30 protein-coding genes and 1 pseudogene are annotated in these 19,777 nt (G+C 70.0%); 29 read left to right on the top strand and 2 right to left on the bottom strand.

Annotated features, from left to right (window positions below; all coding sequences use genetic code 11):
• Positions 1-37 precede the first annotated feature (37 nt).
• A complete protein-coding gene (locus AC162C_RS13550) occupies positions 38-1,165 on the bottom strand; it encodes a GGDEF domain-containing protein (protein WP_484097997.1) in 1,128 nt (375 codons plus the stop codon).
• 63 nt (positions 1,166-1,228) lie between these two features.
• Positions 1,229-2,389, bottom strand: coding sequence for a GGDEF domain-containing protein (locus tag AC162C_RS13545; protein ID WP_484097996.1), 1,161 nt, complete (start codon positions 2,387-2,389; stop codon positions 1,229-1,231).
• A 165-nt stretch (positions 2,390-2,554) separates the two neighbouring features.
• Here AC162C_RS13545 and rpsL point away from each other — a divergent pair, with 165 nt between their 5' ends.
• From rpsL to infA, 29 genes and pseudogenes are all read left to right on the top strand, one after another.
• On the top strand, positions 2,555-2,926 hold the full coding sequence (rpsL, locus tag AC162C_RS13540; RefSeq protein ID WP_462973007.1) for a 30S ribosomal protein S12: 372 nt from the start codon (positions 2,555-2,557) through the stop codon (positions 2,924-2,926).
• The gene (rpsG, locus tag AC162C_RS13535; protein ID WP_484097995.1) at positions 2,926-3,396 is read left to right on the top strand and encodes a 30S ribosomal protein S7; all 471 of its coding nucleotides are present in this window, start codon (positions 2,926-2,928) and stop codon (positions 3,394-3,396) included. The genes rpsL and rpsG overlap by 1 nt, the downstream gene beginning before the upstream one ends.
• Positions 3,397-3,406: 10 nt before the next feature.
• Complete coding sequence (gene fusA, locus AC162C_RS13530) at positions 3,407-5,503, top strand: elongation factor G (RefSeq protein WP_462973005.1); 2,097 nt, start codon at positions 3,407-3,409, stop codon at positions 5,501-5,503.
• Between the two features lie 36 nt (positions 5,504-5,539).
• The gene (gene tuf / locus AC162C_RS13525) at positions 5,540-6,730 is read left to right on the top strand and encodes an elongation factor Tu (RefSeq protein WP_462973004.1); all 1,191 of its coding nucleotides are present in this window, start codon (positions 5,540-5,542) and stop codon (positions 6,728-6,730) included.
• A 64-nt stretch (positions 6,731-6,794) separates the two neighbouring features.
• Entirely contained in the window at positions 6,795-7,103 is a 309-nt protein-coding gene (gene rpsJ, locus AC162C_RS13520; RefSeq protein WP_462973003.1) for a 30S ribosomal protein S10, read from the top strand.
• Between the two features lie 10 nt (positions 7,104-7,113).
• Positions 7,114-7,734 carry a 50S ribosomal protein L3 gene (gene rplC, locus AC162C_RS13515; protein WP_484098000.1) on the top strand — a complete coding sequence of 207 codons (621 nt, stop codon included), beginning with the start codon at positions 7,114-7,116 and terminating at the stop codon, positions 7,732-7,734.
• Positions 7,735-7,742: 8 nt separating this feature from the next.
• Positions 7,743-8,372 carry a 50S ribosomal protein L4 gene (rplD, locus tag AC162C_RS13510; RefSeq protein WP_484097994.1) on the top strand — a complete coding sequence of 210 codons (630 nt, stop codon included), beginning with the start codon at positions 7,743-7,745 and terminating at the stop codon, positions 8,370-8,372.
• Positions 8,369-8,665 (top strand): 50S ribosomal protein L23, encoded by a 297-nt coding sequence (rplW, locus tag AC162C_RS13505; RefSeq protein ID WP_484097993.1) that lies wholly within the window; start codon positions 8,369-8,371, stop codon positions 8,663-8,665. The genes rplD and rplW overlap by 4 nt, the downstream gene beginning before the upstream one ends.
• Before the next feature lie 28 nt (positions 8,666-8,693).
• A complete protein-coding gene (gene rplB, locus AC162C_RS13500; RefSeq protein WP_462973000.1) occupies positions 8,694-9,533 on the top strand; it encodes a 50S ribosomal protein L2 in 840 nt (279 codons plus the stop codon).
• Positions 9,533-9,817 (top strand): 30S ribosomal protein S19, encoded by a 285-nt coding sequence (gene rpsS, locus AC162C_RS13495; protein WP_462972999.1) that lies wholly within the window; start codon positions 9,533-9,535, stop codon positions 9,815-9,817. The genes rplB and rpsS overlap by 1 nt, the downstream gene beginning before the upstream one ends.
• Positions 9,814-10,326 (top strand): 50S ribosomal protein L22, encoded by a 513-nt coding sequence (gene rplV / locus AC162C_RS13490; protein ID WP_462972998.1) that lies wholly within the window; start codon positions 9,814-9,816, stop codon positions 10,324-10,326. The genes rpsS and rplV overlap by 4 nt, the downstream gene beginning before the upstream one ends.
• Positions 10,326-11,300 (top strand): 30S ribosomal protein S3, encoded by a 975-nt coding sequence (gene rpsC / locus AC162C_RS13485; protein WP_462972997.1) that lies wholly within the window; start codon positions 10,326-10,328, stop codon positions 11,298-11,300. The genes rplV and rpsC overlap by 1 nt, the downstream gene beginning before the upstream one ends.
• Positions 11,300-11,722 carry a 50S ribosomal protein L16 gene (gene rplP, locus AC162C_RS13480; protein WP_462972996.1) on the top strand — a complete coding sequence of 141 codons (423 nt, stop codon included), beginning with the start codon at positions 11,300-11,302 and terminating at the stop codon, positions 11,720-11,722. Before rpsC ends, rplP begins: the two co-directional genes overlap by 1 nt.
• 54 nt (positions 11,723-11,776) lie before the next feature.
• Positions 11,777-11,977 (top strand): 50S ribosomal protein L29, encoded by a 201-nt coding sequence (gene rpmC, locus AC162C_RS13475; protein WP_484097992.1) that lies wholly within the window; start codon positions 11,777-11,779, stop codon positions 11,975-11,977.
• Positions 11,978-11,979: 2 nt separating this feature from the next.
• Positions 11,980-12,555 (top strand): 30S ribosomal protein S17, encoded by a 576-nt coding sequence (rpsQ, locus tag AC162C_RS13470; protein WP_484097991.1) that lies wholly within the window; start codon positions 11,980-11,982, stop codon positions 12,553-12,555.
• A 10-nt stretch (positions 12,556-12,565) separates the two neighbouring features.
• Positions 12,566-12,934 (top strand): 50S ribosomal protein L14, encoded by a 369-nt coding sequence (gene rplN, locus AC162C_RS13465; RefSeq protein ID WP_484097990.1) that lies wholly within the window; start codon positions 12,566-12,568, stop codon positions 12,932-12,934.
• Positions 12,935-12,946: 12 nt separating this feature from the next.
• On the top strand, positions 12,947-13,306 hold the full coding sequence (gene rplX, locus AC162C_RS13460; protein ID WP_462973107.1) for a 50S ribosomal protein L24: 360 nt from the start codon (positions 12,947-12,949) through the stop codon (positions 13,304-13,306).
• 14 nt (positions 13,307-13,320) lie between these two features.
• On the top strand, positions 13,321-13,875 hold the full coding sequence (gene rplE, locus AC162C_RS13455; protein WP_484097999.1) for a 50S ribosomal protein L5: 555 nt from the start codon (positions 13,321-13,323) through the stop codon (positions 13,873-13,875).
• A gap of 9 nt (positions 13,876-13,884) precedes the next feature.
• Positions 13,885-14,070, top strand: a complete 186-nt coding sequence (locus tag AC162C_RS13450) for a type Z 30S ribosomal protein S14 (RefSeq protein ID WP_462972993.1) — start codon at positions 13,885-13,887, stop codon at positions 14,068-14,070.
• A gap of 8 nt (positions 14,071-14,078) precedes the next feature.
• A complete protein-coding gene (gene rpsH / locus AC162C_RS13445) occupies positions 14,079-14,474 on the top strand; it encodes a 30S ribosomal protein S8 (RefSeq protein WP_462972992.1) in 396 nt (131 codons plus the stop codon).
• Positions 14,475-14,499: 25 nt separating this feature from the next.
• Positions 14,500-15,033, top strand: a complete 534-nt coding sequence (rplF, locus tag AC162C_RS13440) for a 50S ribosomal protein L6 (protein WP_462972991.1) — start codon at positions 14,500-14,502, stop codon at positions 15,031-15,033.
• Positions 15,034-15,038: 5 nt separating this feature from the next.
• Positions 15,039-15,383, top strand: coding sequence for a 50S ribosomal protein L18 (rplR, locus tag AC162C_RS13435; protein WP_484097989.1), 345 nt, complete (start codon positions 15,039-15,041; stop codon positions 15,381-15,383).
• A complete protein-coding gene (gene rpsE / locus AC162C_RS13430; RefSeq protein WP_484097988.1) occupies positions 15,383-16,012 on the top strand; it encodes a 30S ribosomal protein S5 in 630 nt (209 codons plus the stop codon). The genes rplR and rpsE overlap by 1 nt, the downstream gene beginning before the upstream one ends.
• Positions 16,009-16,197, top strand: coding sequence for a 50S ribosomal protein L30 (gene rpmD / locus AC162C_RS13425; RefSeq protein WP_484097987.1), 189 nt, complete (start codon positions 16,009-16,011; stop codon positions 16,195-16,197). Before rpsE ends, rpmD begins: the two co-directional genes overlap by 4 nt.
• A gap of 14 nt (positions 16,198-16,211) precedes the next feature.
• Positions 16,212-16,661 (top strand): annotated as a pseudogene (gene rplO, locus AC162C_RS13420) (50S ribosomal protein L15); the annotation flags it as partial.
• Positions 16,662-16,842: 181 nt separating this feature from the next.
• Positions 16,843-18,096, top strand: a complete 1,254-nt coding sequence (gene secY, locus AC162C_RS13415; RefSeq protein WP_484097986.1) for a preprotein translocase subunit SecY — start codon at positions 16,843-16,845, stop codon at positions 18,094-18,096.
• Between the two features lie 82 nt (positions 18,097-18,178).
• Entirely contained in the window at positions 18,179-18,760 is a 582-nt protein-coding gene (locus tag AC162C_RS13410; protein ID WP_484097985.1) for an adenylate kinase, read from the top strand.
• Complete coding sequence (gene map, locus AC162C_RS13405; protein ID WP_484097984.1) at positions 18,757-19,539, top strand: type I methionyl aminopeptidase; 783 nt, start codon at positions 18,757-18,759, stop codon at positions 19,537-19,539. Before AC162C_RS13410 ends, map begins: the two co-directional genes overlap by 4 nt.
• 85 nt (positions 19,540-19,624) lie before the next feature.
• A partial coding sequence (gene infA / locus AC162C_RS13400; protein WP_484097998.1) for a translation initiation factor IF-1 occupies positions 19,625-19,777 on the top strand: 153 nt, incomplete at its 3' end.

Below are 19,777 nucleotides of genomic sequence, written 5' to 3'. Positions count from 1 at the left end.
GCCCGCGCCGCGCCCCGCCGGGTCGTCGTCCCGCCGCCTAGGCGGCGGTGCCCTTGCCCTGGGCCTTCGCCCGGTAGAGCGCCGCGTCGGCGCGCTCGAACACGGACATCGCGTCGTCGTCGGGCTGCAGCTCGGCGATCCCCGCGGAGACCGTCACGCCGTCGACCTCGTCGTGGAGCTCGCGGCCGAGCGCGGCCGCGACCCGCGCATGGAGCCCCTCGGCGTCGACCCACGTCGACTCGGGCAGGATCACCGCGAACTCGTCGCCGCCGATCCGGTAGGCGGTGTCGGCACCGCGTACCGCCGCCTGGATCCGTCTCCCCACGGCCGCCAGCACGTCGTCGGCGGCGAGGTGGCCGATCCGGTCGTTCACCGTCCTGAAGTCGTCCAGGTCGAGCGCGAGCAGCGCGAGGCTCCGCTCGTACCGTTGGGCACGCGCCACCTCGTGGCGGAGCGCCTCGTGGAAGGACCGGCGGTTCGACAGCCCGGTGAGCGAGTCCTGGTCGGCGAGGTGGCGTGCCTCCCGGTAACGGCGCGCCGTGTCGATCGCGGGCCCCGCCGCGCGGGCGATCGCCTCGAGCCGTGCGACGGTCGCCTGTGAGGCCGCCGGTGCAGGGTCGTGGGAGTAGACGGCGAGGAACCCGAGGTGCTCGCCGTCGGCGGTGAGCGGGACGGCGACGCCGGAGCGGAGCGCCCCCGGCGGGTCGATGCCGTCGCCGTACAGGTACGCGACGGCGACCGCGCGTGCGGCGCGCCCGTCGGGGGCGAACGAGGAGACGACCTGGCGCGCCGCCTCGTTCTCGGGTACGCCGACCGACGCGACGAGTGTGCTCCCGTCGAGATCCGTCGCGTGCACGACCACCGCGTCCGCACCGTGACCGGCGGCTGCCGCCTCGACGGTACGGGCGAGGACCTCGTCGACGTCCAGCGATCCGCCGAGGTCGTCGACCGCGCGCATGCGGAGCCCCTCGGAGTGGATGCGGTCGATCGCCGCCTGGAGGTCGTACGAGAGGTCGTCCATACGCGTCCCCAGGCGCGTCAGCGCAGCCCCGATCCGCTCCTCGGATCGCTCGCGTGCCGAGCGCTGCAGGACACCGAGCACGACGACGAGGACGACTGCCCCGGCGGCGACGACGAGCGCGACCAGTGCTGCGATTACCAGCATTCCCCCCTCATTTCCCCCTCGATCGCACTGTAGGCGCGGAACCGGGACTCGCCAAGCCGTGGATCACTGCAGCGGTCCGAGATCGGGCCCGACGATGCCGCCGCCGTTGCAGTCGTGGCTCAACCGGTTCTTCCCGGCGGCCTTCGCGTCGTTGACGAGCCGCGAGGTGCGATCGTCGAGCGAACGGACGGTGTCGTGCTGGCGGAGCTCGGTGAGGCCCGCGCTGAACGTCATCTGGCCGATCTCGGGGAACTCCGTCAGCTCCACTTCCGTGCGCAGTCGGGCGTAGAGCCGGATCGCCTCGGTGCACGCCGTCTCGGGAAGGACGAACGCGAACTCCTCGCCGCCGCGTCTGCACACGATGTCGGTCAGGCGAGCGGTCCGGCGGAGCACCTCGGCGAAGGCGGCGAGCACGTCGTCGCCGGTGGGGAGCCCGTAGCGCTTGTTGATCGCCCCGAAGTCGTCGAGGTCGACGAGCAGGAGCGCGAGCGGCCGCCCACTCCGGTGTGCCCGCGCCAGCTCGAGCTGGAGTGCGTCGTCGTACCCGGCTCGGTTCCAGATGTGCGTGAGCCGGTCGGTCCGGACGAGCTCGAGGACCTCTGCGTGCCGGCGCGCGTTGACGATCGCCGGCGCGACGTCCACGGCCAGCCGCCGCAACGCGTCCTCTTCCTCGGCGGCGAAGGCACCCGCGACGCGTGAGTAGGCGACGATCGTGCCCAGCCGCTCCGAATCGCGCTCGACGGGGACGGCGAGCGCGGCGCGGACACTGTTGCCGACCGCCCGCGGGTCCGGCGACCACTCGAGCCGCACCGCCTGCCAGGCAGCGCGGTCGGGGGCCTCGAGCGCGGTCTCCACCGTCGCGAGGGGCGCGGGGACGCCGAACGCGGCGGTCGCGCGGTCGCCGTCTGCGAGGCGCACCTCGACGACGACGCCGTCGGCCCGGAGGGTCGTGGCGGCGAGCTCGGCGGTGCGGGCCATGACGTCGTCGAGGTCGATCGAGAGCCCCGGCTCGATCGATTGCGGCTCCGGCGGTGTCGCCCCGGCGCGCTCGACGACGGCGAGGAGGCTCTGCGAGAGGCTCTCCATGCTCCCGCCGATGCGCTCGAGCGTCGAGTCGAGGCGACGGTCGACGCGTGCGCGCACGCGAAGAGTCACGAGCATCGCGAGCCCGAACGCCACGACCGCCGCTGCCGCGGCGACGATAACCGCAGCCGTTGTACCCATCCCCCGGCTCGCACTCTACGCGGCTTCGGACGGGAGTGCGAGCGCAACGCTCCTCGTTGCGTGGCACGCGTCCGGTCCGCTATCGTTCGCGGCCCCGGTTGGCGGGGCATCCGCCCTGCCGGCCTTCCTGTGTGAAGACCCCCTCGACCAGACCCTAGGAGCAGCGTGCCCACCGTCAACCAGCTCGTCCGCAAGGGACGAAAGGACAAGCCGACGAAGACCAAGACGCCTGCGCTGCGGGGAGCTCCCCAGAAGCGCGGCGTCTGCACGCGCGTCTACACGACCACGCCGAAGAAGCCCAACTCCGCGCTCCGCAAGGTCGCCCGTGTCCGGCTCACGAACCAGATGGAGGTCGGCGCCTACATCCCGGGAGAGGGGCACAACCTGCAGGAGCACTCCGTCGTGCTCATCCGCGGCGGTCGCGTCAAGGACCTCCCGGGCTTCCGCTACAAGGTGATTCGCGGAGGCCTCGACACGTCCGGCGTCTCGGACCGGCGTCAGGCACGCTCCAAGTACGGGGCGAAGCGAGGGAGCTGATGCCCCGCCGCGCAGAGATCCAGCCGCGCCAGCCCGGCCCGGACGCCGTCCACGGGTCCCCGCTCGTCATGCAACTCGTGAACCGGGTGATGCTCGACGGGAAGAAGTCGGTCGCCGAGGGCATCGTCTACGACGCGCTCGCGCAGGTGTCGGAGCGCAGCGGCAAGTCGGCGCTCGAGGCGCTCGAGCAGGCCGTCAAGCAGGTGACCCCGGTTCTCGAGGTCCGCTCCCGCCGTGTCGGCGGGGCGAACTACCAGGTTCCGGTCGAGGTGCCGCCGCGCCGCGCCCGCACGATGGCGATCCGCTGGCTCGTCACGTACTCGCGCGAGCGACGGGAGAAGGGCATGGCCTCGAAGCTCGCCGGGGAGCTGCTCGACGCGATGAACCAGCAGGGTGGGGCGTTCAAGCGCAAGGACGACATGTATCGGATGGCGCAGGCGAACAAGGCGTTCGCCCACTACCGCTGGTGATCACGAGACGATGAGCACGACAGAGACGACGAGGATCGCCCTCGAGCGTGTCCGGAACATCGGGATCATGGCGCACATCGACGCCGGCAAGACCACGACGACGGAGCGGATCCTGTACTACACGGGCAGGACGCACAAGCTCGGCGAGGTCCACGAGGGCGCCGCGACGATGGACTGGATGGCCCAGGAGCAGGAGCGCGGGATCACGATCACGTCGGCGGCGACGACGGCGTCGTGGCGCGACCACCGGATCAACATTATCGATACGCCCGGGCACGTGGACTTTACCGTCGAGGTCGAGCGAAGCCTGCGGGTGCTCGACGGCGCCGTCGCCGTCTTCGACTCCGTCGCGGGCGTCCAGCCGCAGTCCGAGACGGTCTGGCGTCAGGCCGACCGCTACGGCGTGCCGCGCATCGCGTTCATCAACAAGATGGATCGCACGGGTGCGAACTTCTTCGCCGCCGTGCAGTCGATGCGCGACCGCCTCGGTGCGCGACCCGTCCCGGTGCAGATCCCGATCGGCATCGAGGAGCACCACGTCGGGGTCGTGGACCTCGTGGAGATGAGGTCGATCGTGTACGAGGACGACCTCGGTATCCGCTTCTCGGCCGGTGACATCCCGGTCGAGCTCCGGGAGCAGGCGGAGGAGTACCACCACCTGCTGATCGACGCGATCGCGGAGTTCGACGACGAGCTCACCGAGACGTACCTCGAGGACGAGAGCGCCGTCACGTCCGAGCAGATCCGGCGCGCGCTCCGCGCCGGCACGCTCGCGGACGCGATCACGCCGGTCCTCTGCGGCTCGGCCTTCAAGAACAAGGGCGTCCAGCCGTTGCTCGACGCCGTCGTCGACTACCTCCCGAGCCCGCTCGACGTCCCCGCCGTCCAGGGGGTCGATCCCAAGACCGACGAGGAGGTGACGCGCCCGGCATCGATGGAGGCGCCGTTCTCCGCGCTCGTGTTCAAGGTGATGTCCGATCCCTACGTCGGCAAGCTGACGTACTTCCGCGTCTACTCGGGCCACGTGAAGACGGGGAACCGCGTCCTCAACACCGCGAACGGCAAGACCGAGCGGATCGGGCGCATCCTCCAGATGCACGCAAACCATCGCGAGGAGCGCGACGAGATCGGCGCCGGCGAGATCGCGGCCGTCGTCGGGCTGAAGCAGTCCACGACCGGCGACACGCTCGCGGCGGAGGCGGCCCCGATCCTGCTCGAGTCGATGACGTTCCCGGACCCGGTGATCTCCGTTGCGATCGAGCCGAAGACGAAGGGCGACCAGGACAAGCTCGCCACGGCGCTCCAGCGCCTCGCGGAGGAGGACCCCACGTTCCGGGTCACGTCGGACGAGGAGACCGGGCAGACGATCATCGCCGGCATGGGCGAGCTCCACCTGGAGATCATCGTCGACCGCCTGCTGCGCGAGTTCAAGGTCGACGCGAACGTCGGCCGGCCGCAGGTCGCCTACCGGGAGACCGCGTCCCAGCCCGTCGAGAAGGTGCAGGGCAAGTTCGTCCGTCAGACCGGCGGCTCCGGGCAGTACGGCGACGTCGTCATCAACCTGGTGCCGCAGGAGCCCGGTGCCGGCTACGAGTTCGCGGACAAGGTCGTCGGGGGCAAGATCCCGAGGGAGTACATCCCGGCCGTCAACGACGGCATCGTCGAGGCGATGGGTGCGGGCGTGCTCGCCGGCTACCCGGTCGTCGACGTCAAGGTCGAGCTCGTCGAGGGCTCGTACCACGAGGTCGACTCGAGTGAGCGGGCGTTCAAGATCGCCGGCTCGATGGCGTTCAAGGATGCGATGCGTCGCGCCAAGCCGAAGCTCCTCGAGCCCGTGATGTCCGTCGAGATCGTCACGCCGGAGGACTACCTCGGCGACGTGATGGGCAACCTCAACAGCCGCCGCGGCCGGGTCGAGCACCTCGAGCCGCTCGGCAACTCACAGACGATCAAGGCGAGCGTCCCGCTCGCGGAGATGTTCGGATACGCGACCGACCTGCGCTCGATGACGCAGGGTCGGGCGACGTTCACGATGCAGTTCGACCGCTACGACGACGTCCCGCAGTCGATCGCGGCAGAGATCGTGGACGCGCAGGGCGGGTCGTAGGTTCAAGGATCGGACGAGAAGGAGACCGGAGGAGCAATGGCCAAGCAGAAGTTCGAGCGGACGAAGCCGCACGTCAACGTCGGCACCATCGGCCACATCGATCACGGCAAGACAACGCTGACAGCCGCCATCACGAAGGTGCTGGCGGAGACCGGCACCGGCACCGCGGAGCGCTCGTTCGACTCGATCGACGCCGCTCCGGAGGAGCGCCAGCGCGGCATCACGATCAACACCGCGCACGTCGAGTACGAGACGGGCAACCGGCACTACGCGCACGTCGACTGCCCGGGGCACGCGGACTACATCAAGAACATGATCACGGGCGCCGCGCAGATGGACGGCGCGATCCTCGTCGTTTCGGCGGCGGACGGCCCGATGCCGCAGACGCGGGAGCACATCCTGCTCGCCCGCCAGGTGGAGGTGCCGGCGATGGTCGTGGCCCTCAACAAGGCGGACATGGTCGACGATCCGGAGCTCCTCGAGCTCGTGGAGATGGAGGTGCGCGAGCTCCTCTCGAAGTACGAGTTCCCCGGCGACGACATTCCCGTGATCCAGGTCTCGGCGCTGAAGGCACTCGAGGGCGACCCGGAGTGGGTGGCCAAGATCGTCGAGCTCATGGAGGCCGTCGACTCGTACATCCCCGAGCCCCAGCGCGACGTCGACAAGCCGTTCCTGATGCCGATCGAGGACGTGTTCACGATCACCGGTCGCGGCACCGTCGTCACGGGTCGTATCGAGCAGGGCAAGATCGAGGTCGGCAACGAGATCGAGATCGTCGGAATCCACCCCGAGATCGAGAAGACCGTCGTCACCGGTCTCGAGATGTTCCAGAAGACGCTCGACTACGCGCAGGCGGGCGACAACGCCGGTGCGCTGCTCCGGGGCGTGAAGCGCGAGGAGGTCGAGCGCGGACAGGTGCTCGCGAAGCCGGGGTCGATCACCCCGCACACGCACTTCAAGGCGGAGGTCTACGTCCTCTCGAAGGACGAGGGCGGCCGACACACGCCGTTCTTCAACGGCTACCGGCCCCAGTTCTACTTCCGCACGACCGACGTCACGGGCTCCATCAAGCTGCCGGACGGGCAGGAGATGGTGATGCCGGGCGACAACACGAACATGGAGATCGATCTGATCCAGCCGATCGCCATGGATCAGGGCCTCCGGTTCGCGATCCGCGAAGGCGGCCGCACGGTCGGGGCAGGCGTCGTGACGGAGATCGTCAAGTAGGAGGGACGGCGTGGGGGCGAGGCACGCCTCGCCCCTTCCCGCCCCGCCGAGCAGGCAGAGGACAATGGCGCAACAGAAGATCCGCATCCGTCTCAAGGGTTACGACCACCAGCAGGTGGACCGGTCGGCGTCCCAGATCGTCGAGACCGCTCGGCGCACCGGGGCGACGATCACCGGACCGGTGCCGCTGCCGACGGAGAAGAACGTGTACTGCGTGATCCGGAGCCCCTTCAAGGACAAGGACTCGCGCGAGCACTTCGAGGTCAGGACGCACAAGCGCCTGATCGACATCCACAGCCCGACACCGAAGACCGTGGACTCACTGATGCGTCTCGACCTTCCGGCCGGCGTCGACATCGAGATCAAGCTCTGAGATGGCGCAGATGAAGGGCATCCTCGGCAGGAAGGTGGGCATGACGCAGCTGTTCGACCCGGAGACGGGGCGCGTCGACGCGGTCACCGTGATCGAGGCCGGCCCGTGCCCCGTGATCGTGGTGCGAACGGCCGAGAGCGACGGCTACGACGCCGTCCAGCTCGCCTTCGGCGAGGTCGCGGAGCGCAAGCTGTCGCGCGGCGAGCTCGGCCACCTGAAGAAGGCCGGCACCGCTGCCCGCCGACACCTCGTCGAGTTCCGCGGCTCGAGCGAGCTGCAGGTCGGCGAGACGGTCACCGTGGAGGCGTTCGCGCCCGGAGATGCCGTGAAGGTGTCGGGGGTCTCGATCGGCAAGGGGTTCCAGGGGACGATCAAGCGACACAATTTCCACCGGGGGCCGGTCACGCACGGCTCGCACAACGTCCGGAAGCCCGGCTCGATCGGGGCATCGGCGACACCGTCACGCGTCTTCAAGGGGATGCGGATGGCGGGGCGCATGGGTGGTGGCCGCGTGACACAGGGCGGCCTCGTCGTGCAGGAGGTCGACGCCGAGAGGAACCTCCTGCTCGTTCGGGGCTCGGTGCCGGGCCCCCGCAACGGCCTCGTCGAGGTCCGGGGGGTGCAGTCCTGATGCCGGTCATGGCGCCGATGATCGGCGGGAGCGAGAAGGAAGTGTCGCTCGTCGACGCGGTCTTCGCCGTCGAGCTGAAGCCGCACCTCGTCCACGAGGCCGTTCGTGCCGAGCTGAATGCGCACCGCGCGGGCACGCGCGGCGCGAAGAGCCGGGGTCTCGTTTCGGGCGGGGGCGCGAAGCCGTGGCGCCAGAAGGGGACCGGCCGCGCCCGCCAGGGCACGATCCGCGCCCCGCAGTTCACCGGCGGCGGCGTCGCGTTCCCGCCGACGATGCGCAGCTTCGACCTCAAGGTGAACAAGAAGGCGCGGCGTGCCGCGCTGCGCGGCGCGCTCAGCCACCACGCGGCACACGGCACGATCGCCGTGCTCGACGGGTCCGCGTTCGCCGAGCCCTCGACGAAACAGGCCGTCGGGCTGCTGGCCGGCTGGGAGCATCGCGAGCCGGTGCTGATCGTCGCGCACGAGGACGAGTCCGCGCTCGGCAAGTCGTTCCGCAACCTGCCGCGCGTCATCGTGACCGCACCCGGGGAGCTCGAGGTCGCGAGCGTCGTCTGGGCGAACGCGGTCCTCGTCACCGAGGCGGCGCTCCCCCTCGTGGAGGCGCGCGCCGGCGCCGGGAAGGAGGAGCGGTCGTGAGCCTCAACCTCGAGGACGTCCTCGTCGCCCCCGTCGTGTCGGAGAAGAGCTACGCGGGCATCGCCGAGCGCCGCTACACGTTCAAGGTGCATCCGGACGCGCACAAGACGCACGTCCGCCAGGCCGTCGAGAAGCTGTTCGGCGTCTCCGTCGAGCGCGTCAACATCGTCAAGGTGCAGCCGAAGCCGAAGCGCCGCGGCATGATCCGCGGCACCCGGCCGGGCTGGAAGAAGGCCGTCGTCCAGCTTCGCGAGGGCGACACGATCGAGATCTTCGAGGGAGCGCAGATTTGAGCCCGCCCGCCACAGGAGGAGCGCGCTGATGGCCGTGCGCAAGTACAAGCCGACGAGCCCGGGCCGGCGGTTCATGGCCGTCTCGTCGTTCGACGAGATCACCAAGTCGCGGCCCGAGAAGTCGCTTCTCGAGCCGCTGTCGAAGTCGGGCGGCCGGAACAACAAGGGGCGGATCACCACGCGCCATCACGGCGGCGGGCACAAGCGTCGCTACCGCACGATCGACTTCAAGCGGGTCAAGGACGGCGTGCCCGCGAAGGTGGCCGCGATCGAGTACGACCCGAACCGCTCGGCGCGGATCGCCCTGCTCCACTACGTGGACGGGGCGAAGCGGTACATCCTCGCGCCGCAGGGGCTTCGTGTCGGTGCCACGGTCGAGTCCGGCCCAGGCGCCGACATCAAGCCGGGCAACGCCCTGCCCCTGCAGTCGATTCCGACGGGCACGGTCGTCCATGCGGTCGAGCTCCGGCCCGGCCAGGGCGCGAAGATGGCCCGATCGGCGGGCTCGGGCATCCAGCTCGTCGCGAAGGACGGTGCACACGCGGTGCTGCGGCTCCCGTCCGGCGAGATGCGACGCGTGCTCCTGACGTGCCGCGCGACCGTCGGGCAGGTCGGGAACTCCGATCACGCGAACACGCAGAGCGGCAAGGCCGGGCGAAGCCGGTGGCTCGGCCGCCGTCCGACCGTCCGCGGGACGGCCATGAACCCGGTCGACCATCCGCACGGCGGTGGCGAGGGCAAGAACAAGGGCAACCACCCGGTGACGCCCTGGGGCGTGCCGACGCTCGGCAAGCGCACGCGTCCGAAGCACAAGGAATCCGACAAGCTGATCGTCCGCGGCCGTCGCCGCGGCAAGGAGCGCCGCTAGTGAGCAGATCGAGCAAGAAGGGCCCCTTCGTCGAGGAGCGGCTGATGCGCCGCGTCGAGGAGATGAACACCGCCGGCCAGCGGCGGCCGCTGAAGACGTGGTCGCGGTCGTCGACCGTGTTCCCGGAGATGGTCGGCCACACGATCGCCGTGTACAACGGACGGCAGCACGTGCCCGTCTTCATCAGCGAGCAGATGGTGGGGCACAAGCTCGGCGAGTTCGCTCCGACCCGGACGTTCCGCGGTCACGCCGGTGACCGGCAGACGCAGGTGAAGAAGCGGTGACGGAGACGGCTGCACCGGTGCACGTCCGCGCCCAGGCGAAATGGGTGCGCACCTCGGCGCGCAAGGCGCGTGTCGTGCTCGAGCACATCCGGGGGCGCTCCGTGCCGGAGGCGCGCACGGTGCTCGCGTTCACGCCACGCGCCGCCGCGCGGGAGATCGAGCGCGTCCTTCGCTCGGCGGTCGCGAACGCGGAGTCGGCGCACGCACTCGACGGCGACGAGCTGATCGTGGTCGAGGCCTACGCGGACGAGGGGCCGACGCTCAAGCGCTGGCGCGCACGGGCTCGGGGCCGGGCCGGGCGGATCAAGAAGCGCACGTGCCACATCACCGTCGTCGTGGCGGAGAACCCGGCTGCGACGAGCGACCGCCCGCGCCGCGCCCGGAAGCCGGCCGCGGAGGCGGCGCCTCCGCCGGAGGCCCAGCCCGACGAGCCGGCCGCCGAGGCGGAGGAGAAGCCGAAGACGAGCCGGCGGCGCACGCCGGCCAAGAAGAAGGAGGCCGTGACCTAATGGGCCAGAAAGTGCATCCGGGCGGCCTTCGCGTCGGCGTGATCCACGACTGGAAGTCGAACTGGTGGACCGGGAAGAAGCAGGTCGCCGACTACATCCTCGAGGACATCCGGATCCGCGACCACATCAACGGCAAGCTCTCGCACGCAGGGCTCTCCGACATCCTCATCCGCAAGGACAAGCAGCGGATCACCGTCGACATCTACACGGCGCGCCCCGGCATCGTGATCGGCAAGTCCGGGGTCGAGGTCGACGCGCTCCGCAAGGAGCTGCACGCGATCACGGGCAAGTCGGTGCACATCAACATCAACGAGATCAAGCGCCCCGAGCTCGACGCCCAGCTCGTCGCACAGTCGATCGCCGAGCAGCTGCAGAACCGCGTCGCGTTCAGGCGCGCGATGAAGCGCTCGCTGGCGTCCGCGATGCGCTCCGGCGCCCAGGGCATCCGCATCGTGTGCGGAGGGCGGCTCGGCGGCGGCGAGATGAGCCGGCGCGAGGCGTACTCCGAGGGACGCGTTCCGCTGCACACGATTCGCGCGGACATCGACTACGGCTTCGCGGAGGCGAAGACGACGTTCGGTCGCATCGGCGTCAAGGTCTGGATCAACAAGGGCGAGATCATGCCGGAGGGCTTCGACGGCGGCCTCGGCCGCGAGCGTGGGGCCGACGTCGAGGGCTCGCGCCGCCGCCGCGGGGCCGTCACCGAGGGTCTCGGCGCCTCGCGGGAGGGTGGACGCGGACGTGGACAGGACCGGGAAGGGCTCGGTCTCGTCCAGCGGCGTCGTCGCCCCGGGCGCCCGGGTGGCCCCGGACGCTCCGGCGGCCGCGGCGGCCGGTCGGCCGATCGCGCGGCCCGTCCGCGCGCGGACGCCGAGGCGCCGCCGCAGGAGACGACGGACGTGCCGGTCGACGCACCGGAGGCGACCCAGCCCGACGCGCCCACGCCCGGAACGGAGAGCGAGGAGCGCGCCTGATGTTGATGCCGCGGAAGTTCAAGCACCGCAAGCAGTTCCGGGGCCGTCGGGCGGGCCTGGCGAAGGGCCAGACCACCGTCCAGCACGGCGACTTCGGGATCAAGGCGCTGGAGGCAGGCTGGGTCACGAACCGGCAGATCGAGGCGGCACGGATCGCGATGACGCGCAAGATCCGTCGCGGCGGGAAGGTGTGGATCAACCTCTTCCCGGACAAGCCGTACACGAAGAAGCCCGCGGAGACGCGCATGGGCTCGGGCAAGGGCTCACCCGAGGGCTGGGTGGCCGTCGTGAAGCCCGGGCGGGTCATGTTCGAGCTCGCGGGCGTGTCGGAGCCTCTCGCCAAGGAGGCGCTGCGCCTCGCCGGCCAGAAGCTCCCGGTGAAGACGAAGATCGTGAAGCGCGAGGTGGATCTCTTTGAGTAGGAAGTCGACAACAGGCGTGCCTCCGACGGGGGCCGGACGGGTGGGTGATCTCCGGTGACGGCACGAGAGCTTCGCGATCTCTCCGACGAGGAGCTCCAGCGCAGGCTCGGCGAGACGCGCCGAGAGCTCGTCAACCTGCGCTTCCAGTCGGTCACGGGGTCGCTGGAGAACACGGGGCGGCTCACGGCCACGAAGCGCGACATCGCCCGCATCCTCACCGTTCAACACGAACGCGCACGGCTTGGAAAGGCGTAGCAATGGCTGACGACACGACACAGGACACCGAGAACACGGACGCCGAGGGCGCCGTGGAGGAGCCGGTGGCCGAGGAGCCCGTCGCCGAGGGTGTGGCGGACGAGCCGGCTGCCGAGGAGGCTGCGGCGGAGGAGCCGGCGGCCGCGGAGGCGGCCGAGGAGCCCGTCGCCGAGGCAGCGGAGGACGCTGCTGCCGCTCCGGCGGGTGAGGTCGCGCGCAAGAAGAAGAAGCGTCTGCCGCGCGCGTTGCGTCCGGCGCGGACCCGCCGCACGCGCGTCCCGAGCACGGAGCGCAAGCCGGTCGTGCGCCTTCCCAAGCCGGAGCACGAGCGCGGCCGCCGTCAGGAGCGGCAGGGGACGGTCGTCTCCGATGCGATGGACAAGACGATCGTCGTCAAGGTCGAGGTCGTCAAGGCGCACCGCCGGTACAAGAAGGTCGTGCGTCGAAGCGTCAAGTTCCACGCGCACGACGAGGGCAACGAGGCGAAGGTCGGAGACGTCGTGCGGATCGTCGAGACGCGCCCGCTGTCCGCAAGGAAGCGCTGGCGACTCGTCGAGATCGTCGAGGCGGCGAAGTAGGGGCGGCACGATGATCCAGCAGGAATCCAGGCTGAAGGTCGCCGACAACACCGGTGCGCGCGAGCTCTTGTGCATCCGTGTCGTCGGCGGATCGCACCGCCGCTACGCGCGCGTCGGTGACGTCATCGTTGCTACCGTGAAGGCCGCCACGCCGCAGGGCTCGGTCAAGAAGGGCGAGGTCGTGAGAGCGGTCGTCGTCCGGACGAAGAAGCCCTACGGACGTGACGACGGCACGCTGATCGGCTTCGACGAGAACGCGGCCGTGATCATCGACCAGCAGTTCAACCCACGCGGGACGCGCATCTTCGGACCGGTCGCGCGCGAGCTGCGCGAGAAGAACTTCATGAAGATCGTCAGCCTCGCCCCCGAGGTGCTCTAGATGGCCACGAAGATGAAAGTGCACAAGGGTGATCTCGTCCAGGTCCTGAGCGGGAAGGACCGCGGCAAGCGCGGCCGCGTGATCGACGCGCGCCCCGCGGAGCGACGCGTGATCGTCGAGAACCTCAACGTCGCGAAGCGGCACACGAAGCCACGGCCGGTGCGCGACACGTCACGCATGGGCGGGGCGGCGATCATCCCGGGAGGGATCATCGAGAAGCCGATGCCGCTCGAGGTCTCCAACGTGATGGTCGTGTGCCCGACGTGCAACCAGGCGACGAGAGTCGGGATCACGATCATGGAGGGCAAGGACGGCACCGTGCGGCGTCGCGTGTGCAAGCAGGATGGCTGCGGGGAGGTGATCGACCGGTGAGCACCACCGAGGCGATCGAGCCGCGTCTCAAGCGTCGGTACGAGGACGAGGTCCGCCCCGCACTCAAGGAGCAACTCGGCCTCTCGTCGACCATGCAGGTCCCCCGCGTCTCGAAGATCACCCTCAACATGGGCGTGGGAGATGCGAAGACCGACGCCAAGGCGCTCGACGCCGCCGTCGAGGAGCTGACGCTGATCGCGGGACAGCGAGCGCAGGTGAGGAAGGCCCGCAAGTCGATCGCAGCCTTCAAGCTGCGCGAAGGAATGCCGGTCGGGGCTCGCGTGACGCTTCGCGGCGCCCGCATGTACGAGTTCCTCGACCGTCTCGTCTCGATCGCGCTCCCTCGCATCCGCGACTTCCGCGGGCTCAGCCCCGCCTCGTTCGACGGACGCGGCAACTACTCGATCGGGATCCGCGAGCAGATCATCTTCCCCGAGATCGACTACGACAGCGTCCCGGCGATCCGGGGCCTCGACGTGGCGATTACGACCACGGCGCAGACGGACGAGCATGCCCGCGCGCTCCTCGCGGCCCTCGGGCTCCCGCTGGCCGCCGAGAGAACGGAGTAAGGAGATCGAATGGCCAAGAAGTCGCTGATCGCGAAGCAACAGCGGACGCCCAAGCATCCGGTGCAGGCGTACACACGCTGCAACCGCTGCGGGCGGCCGCGGGCCGTCTACCGCAAGTTCCGTCTCTGTCGTATCTGCCTGCGCGAGCTGGCGCACGAGGGCGCGATCCCGGGCATGACGAAATCGAGCTGGTAGGAGCCCCGATGCTGACCGACCCCATCGCCGACATGCTGACGCGGATCCGCAACGCCAACCGGGCGCTGCACGAGACCGCCGCGATGCCGACCTCGCGCATGAAGGAGGAGATCGCCCGCCTGCTCAAGGAGGAGGGCTACATCAAGGACTACCGCGTCGTCGACGCCGATCCGGTGGCGCAGCTCGTGATCGAGCTCAAGTACGGACGCAGCCGGGAGCGGGTGATCACCGACCTGAAGCGCGTCTCGAAGCCCGGCCGGCGCGTGTACGCCAAGAAGGACCGGCTTCCCCGCGTCCTCGGCGGCCTCGGAACCTCCATCCTGTCAACGTCGACCGGTGTGATCACCGGCCGCCAGGCCGCGGAGCGCGGCGTCGGCGGCGAAGTGATCGCATTCGTCTGGTGAGCGCGGGCGTCCCCGGGAGCGTGCGGTGAGCAGAATCGGAAGAGCGCCGATCGAGGTTCCGGCGACCGTGTCGGTCTCGATCTCGCCGGGGCGCGTCCAGGTGAGCGGGCCGCTCGGCGAGCTCGTCCAGCAGGTGCCCGTGCGGATCGGGGTCGAGCTCGGCGACGGGGTGATCACGGTCTCCCGCCCGACGGAGCGCGGGGAGGACCGCGCCCTGCACGGCCTCACCCGAACGCTCGTCGCGAACATGGTCGAAGGCGTCACTCGCGGGTTCGAGAAGCACCTGGAGATCCAGGGCGTCGGCTACCGGGCGCAGCTCAAGGGGCAGGATCTCGAGCTCAACGTCGGCTTCTCCCACACCGTGACGGTCCGACCCCGTGACGGCATCACCTTCGAGGTGCCCGCACCGACCCAGATCATCGTCAAGGGCATCGACAAGCAGGCGGTGGGGCAGACGGCCGCCGAGATCCGCAAGGTGCGCCCACCGGAGCCGTACAAGGGCAAGGGCATCCGGTACCGCGACGAGTACGTGCGCAGAAAGGTTGGCAAGAGAGCGTGAGCAGGATGACGACGTACGAGGCCCGCCGCCGACGCCACCGGCGTGTCCGCGGCAAGATCTCCGGGACCGCGGAGCGCCCGCGGCTCGTCGTCTTCCGGTCGAACCGGGGCATCTTCGCCCAGCTCGTCGACGACGAGCGCGGGCACACCGTTGCCTCGGCCGACTGGCTCGCGTTGCGGCCGTTCTCCGGGACGAAGCGCGAACAGGCGACGGCCGTCGGCAAGGCGCTCGCGGAGTCGGCACGGGCGACCGGGGTCACCCGGTGCGTGTTCGACCGCGGCGGGTACCTGTACCACGGTCGTGTGAAGGCGCTCGCCGACGGAGCGCGTGAGGGAGGTCTGGAATTCTGATGTCCGCTGTAGAAGCCAATGAGACGCGCGAGCTCAAGGAGCGGGTGATCGAGATCAACCGCGTCGCCAAGGTGGTCAAGGGCGGCCGCCGCTTCTCGTTCACGGCCCTCGTCGTGATCGGCGACGAGGTCGATCGCGTCGGCGTGGGGTACGGGAAGGCCCGCGAGGTCCCGCTCGCGATCTCGAAGGCCGTCGACGACGCGAAGAAGAACCTGTTCACCGTGCCCAAGCACGGGGCGACGATCACCCATGAGATCACCGGTCGCTTCGACGCCGCCCGCGTCGTGCTCCGCCCGGCGAGCGAGGGCACGGGGGTCATCGCCGGCGGCGGCGTGCGCGCTGTTCTCGAGCTCGCGGGTATCCGTGACGTGCTCGCGAAGAGCCTCGGAACGACGAACCCGATCAACATGGCGAAGGCCACCGTGAACGGGCTGCAGAGCCTGCGCCGCCCCGAGGACGTCGCCCGCAGTCGCGGCAAGACGATCGCCGAAGTGCTGCCGGTGCGGGCCGCCGCAAAGCCGTCCGACGCGGAGAAGCCGTCGCCGGCGCCCGTCGAGGACTCCTCGGGCCCGGACGCGGATGAGGCCACGCCGGACGCCGAGGCGCGCGACGACGAGGCATCGGCATGAGCGCGACGGTCAAGATCACCCAGGTGAAGTCCACGATCGGCGAGACGCGCAAGCATCGCGGGACGCTCCGGTCGCTCGGGCTCGGCCGCATCGGCAGCCAGGCAGAGCACGCCGCTGGGCCCGCGCTCGAGGGCAAGCTCCGCCACGTCGCGCACCTCGTGAAGGTCGAGGAGGGCGGACGGTAGCCATGGCCGACGAGCTGAACCTGCACAGCCTCTCGCCGGCGCAGCCGCGCAAGGCGCGGAAGCGCGTCGGGCGCGGGATGGGCTCCGGGAAGGGCCGGTACAGCGGCCGCGGGATCAAGGGCCAGAAGTCCCGCTCCGGCTCGCACAAGATGCCGGCCGGCTTCGAGGGCGGCCAGATGCCGATCGACATGCGGCTGCCGAAGCTCCGGGGATCGACGTCGGCGGACGCGATGCCCGTCGGCCCGTTCCGGACGTACAGCGCGCCGATCAACGTGCGCGACCTCGAGGCGCGGTTCGACGCCGGCGCGGAGGTGACACCGGAGGCTCTCGTCAGCGCCGGGCTGCTCAAGAACACGCGGGTCGACGTGAAGATCCTCGGCGTCGGGGAGCTGACGAAGGCGCTCTCCGTTGCGGCGCACGGGTTCTCCGCCTCCGCACGCGAGAAGATCGAGGCCGCCGGCGGCACCGTCACGTGGCTCCGTGGCGAGCCGGTGCCCAAAGTGAAGAAGGGACGGCGTGCCGCTCGCGCGTCCACCGCCCGCGAGGACGAGCCGATCGAGGCCGAGCTCGGCGACGCGGCGGACACCCACGACGAGGCGCCGGAGGCGCAGTAGCGCCCGGCGCTGACGCCGCGGCTGTCGTGTGATGTTCAGCTGGCTCGCGAACGCCTGGCGGGTTCCGGAGCTCCGTCGCCGTCTGCTGTTCACGGCGGCCGTGCTCACGATCTACCGGCTCGGGTCCTGGATCCCCGCCCCTGGCGTCAACTCCGAGTCGATCTCGAACTACTTCAGCGGTCGCGGGGGAACCGTGCTCGGGCTCCTCAACCTGTTCTCCGGCGGGGCGCTCTCGCAGTTCTCGATCTTCGCCCTCGGGATCATGCCGTACGTCACGGCGTCGATCATCGTCCAGCTGATGACGGTCGTCATCCCGCGGCTCGCCGAGCTGCAGAAGGAGGGCGAGTCGGGGTACGCCAAGATCAACCAGTACACGCGCTACCTGACGGTCGTCCTCGCTGCCGCCCAGGCCCTCGGATACGCCTTCCTGTTCCGTAGCCAGGACGCGCTCCAGGCGAACTCGGGTCGGCTCGTCCTGATCGTCGTCACGCTGACGACGGGGACGACGTTGCTGATGTGGATGGGCGAGCAGATCACGCGGCGGGGGATCGGCAACGGGATCTCGATCCTGATCTTCGCATCGATCCTCACGGGTCTCCCGCTCGGCGTCGCCGCCTGGTGGAACGGCGGGCCGATGGAGCGGATCTTCTTCCCGCTGATCGCGGTCGCGATCGTCGCTGCGATCGTCTTCGTGCAGGAGGGGCAGCGCCGGATCCCGATCCAGTACGCGAAGCGCATGGTCGGGCGCCGCATGACCACCGGCGGGACGACCTACCTCCCGTTGCGGGTGAACATGGCCGGCGTGATCCCCGTCATCTTCGCCGCCGCAATCCTCGCGTTCCCGCCGACGATCGCCCAGTACTTCCCGAGCACGCAGGACTTCGTCAACGAGTACTTCCAGCCGGGCGACGTCGCCTTCCTGCTGCTCGAGGGCGCCATGATCGTGCTCTTCACGTTCTTCTACACAGCGGTGCAGTTCAACCCGGTCGAGCAGGCCGACAACCTCCGCAAGCACGGTGGGTACATCCCGGGCATCCGGCCCGGGCCGCCGACCGCGCAGTACCTCGACCGCGTCCTCACCCGCCTCACGCTTCCCGGCTCCCTGTTCCTGGCGACCGTCGCCGTGCTGCCGAGCCTGTTCATCCGCTACGGCGGCTTCTCGCAGGCGAGCGCCGGGGCGCTCGGCGGCACGTCGGTGCTGATCGCCGTCGGCGTGGCGCTCGACACGATGCGGCAGATGGAGTCGCAGATGATGATGCGGAACTACGAGGGCTTCCTGAAGTGACCCGCGGGGCCATCGGCAACGGGGTCTTCTCGAGGGCGGGGCGAATCCCGCCCCGTTGCGTCGCGGGCCCCGGAGGTGCCGCGTGAACCTGCTCGTCGTCGGCCCCCAGGGGTCCGGCAAGGGCACCCAGGCAGGGCGGATCGCCGCCGACTACGACATCCCGCACGTCTCGACGGGTGACATGTTCCGCGCCGCCGCCGAGGCCGGCTCGGAGCTCGGGCAACGCGTCCAGCCGATCCTCGCCGCCGGTGACCTCGTGCCCGACGAGCTGACCGTGGAGCTGATCCGCGAGCGTCTGTCGGAGGACGACGCCCGGGCCGGCTTCGTCCTGGACGGCTTCCCCAGGAACCTCGTACAGGCCGGGGCGCTCGACGCGATGCTCGGCTCGATCGACCGTGGGCTCGACATGGTGCTCTTCTTCGACCTCGACGACGACATCGCGCTCGAGCGGATGCTCGGACGCGCCCGTGACGAAGGCCGAGTCGACGACCGCCCCGACGTCATCGCCCGTCGTCTCGCCATCTACCACGAGCAGACCGAGCCGGTCGTCGAGCACTACCGGGCGACCGGGCTGCTCGTCCCGCTCCACGCCGAGCGGAGCGTCAACGAGGTGTACGCGGAGATCACCGACGCGATCGCCGTGCTCGAGGGCCGACGCGCGTGATCATCAGGAAGAGCCACGACGAGATCGAGCGCATCGCGCGGGCCGGCGCGCTCGTCGCGGAGACGATCGCCCACGTCGGAGAGCACCTCGTGCCCGGGGTGACGACGAGGGAGCTCGACGACATCGCCGATGCGTTCATCCGTGCCCGGGGGGGCATCCCCACATCGCAGGGCTACAAGGGGTACCCGCGCGCGATCTGCATCTCGCCGAACGACGTCGTCGTTCACGGGATCCCTGGCGACTACCGCGTCGCGTCGGGAGACCTCGTCACGGTCGACGTCGGAGCCACGCTCGACGGGGCGATCGCCGACAGCGCCTACACCTACGCCGTGGGCGCGATCGAGCCCGAGGCACAGCGGCTGCTCGATACGTGCCAGGACGCGCTCTGGGCGGGCATCGCCGAGGCCCGTGCCGGGAACCGGATCGGCGACATCTCCCATGCCGTTCAGGGGGTCGTGGAGAGTGCCGGCTTCTCCGTGATCCGTAGCCTCGTCGGCCACGGCGTCGGCCGCCACTACCACGAGGATCCGCACGTCCCGAACTTCGGTGCCCCCGGTCGCGGGCCGCGGCTGTCCGAGGGGATGACGATCGCGATCGAGCCGATGATCACGATGGGCAACCCGGACGTCCTCCTCGACGACGACGGCTGGACGATCTCCACCGTGGACGGCTCCCTGTCGGCGCACTTCGAGCACACGGTGGCGATCACGGGCGAGGGGCCGCGCGTCCTCACGCCGCGCGTCGGCATCGCTCGGGAGCGAGCGCGTCTGCTACAGTAACGACCCCGCGGCGCGGCCGGTCGGCTCTGCTGTGGGATTCTGTTCACGACGTCCGCGTGCGAGTGCGCGGCGTGTGCGAGGAAAGGTGTCGGTCAAGGAAGAGAAGATCGAGGTCGAGGGCGAGATCGTCGAGGCGCTTCCGAGCCTCATGTTCCGAGTGCGACTCGACGAGGGCCACGAGGTGCTCGCCAAGATCTCGGGGAAGATGCGGAAGCACTACATCCGGATCCTCCCGGGC

This window comes from Gaiella sp. (genome assembly GCF_057140465.1).
Note: the sequence above shows the minus strand (reverse complement) of the source record. Positions and strands in the feature narration are given on the sequence as shown.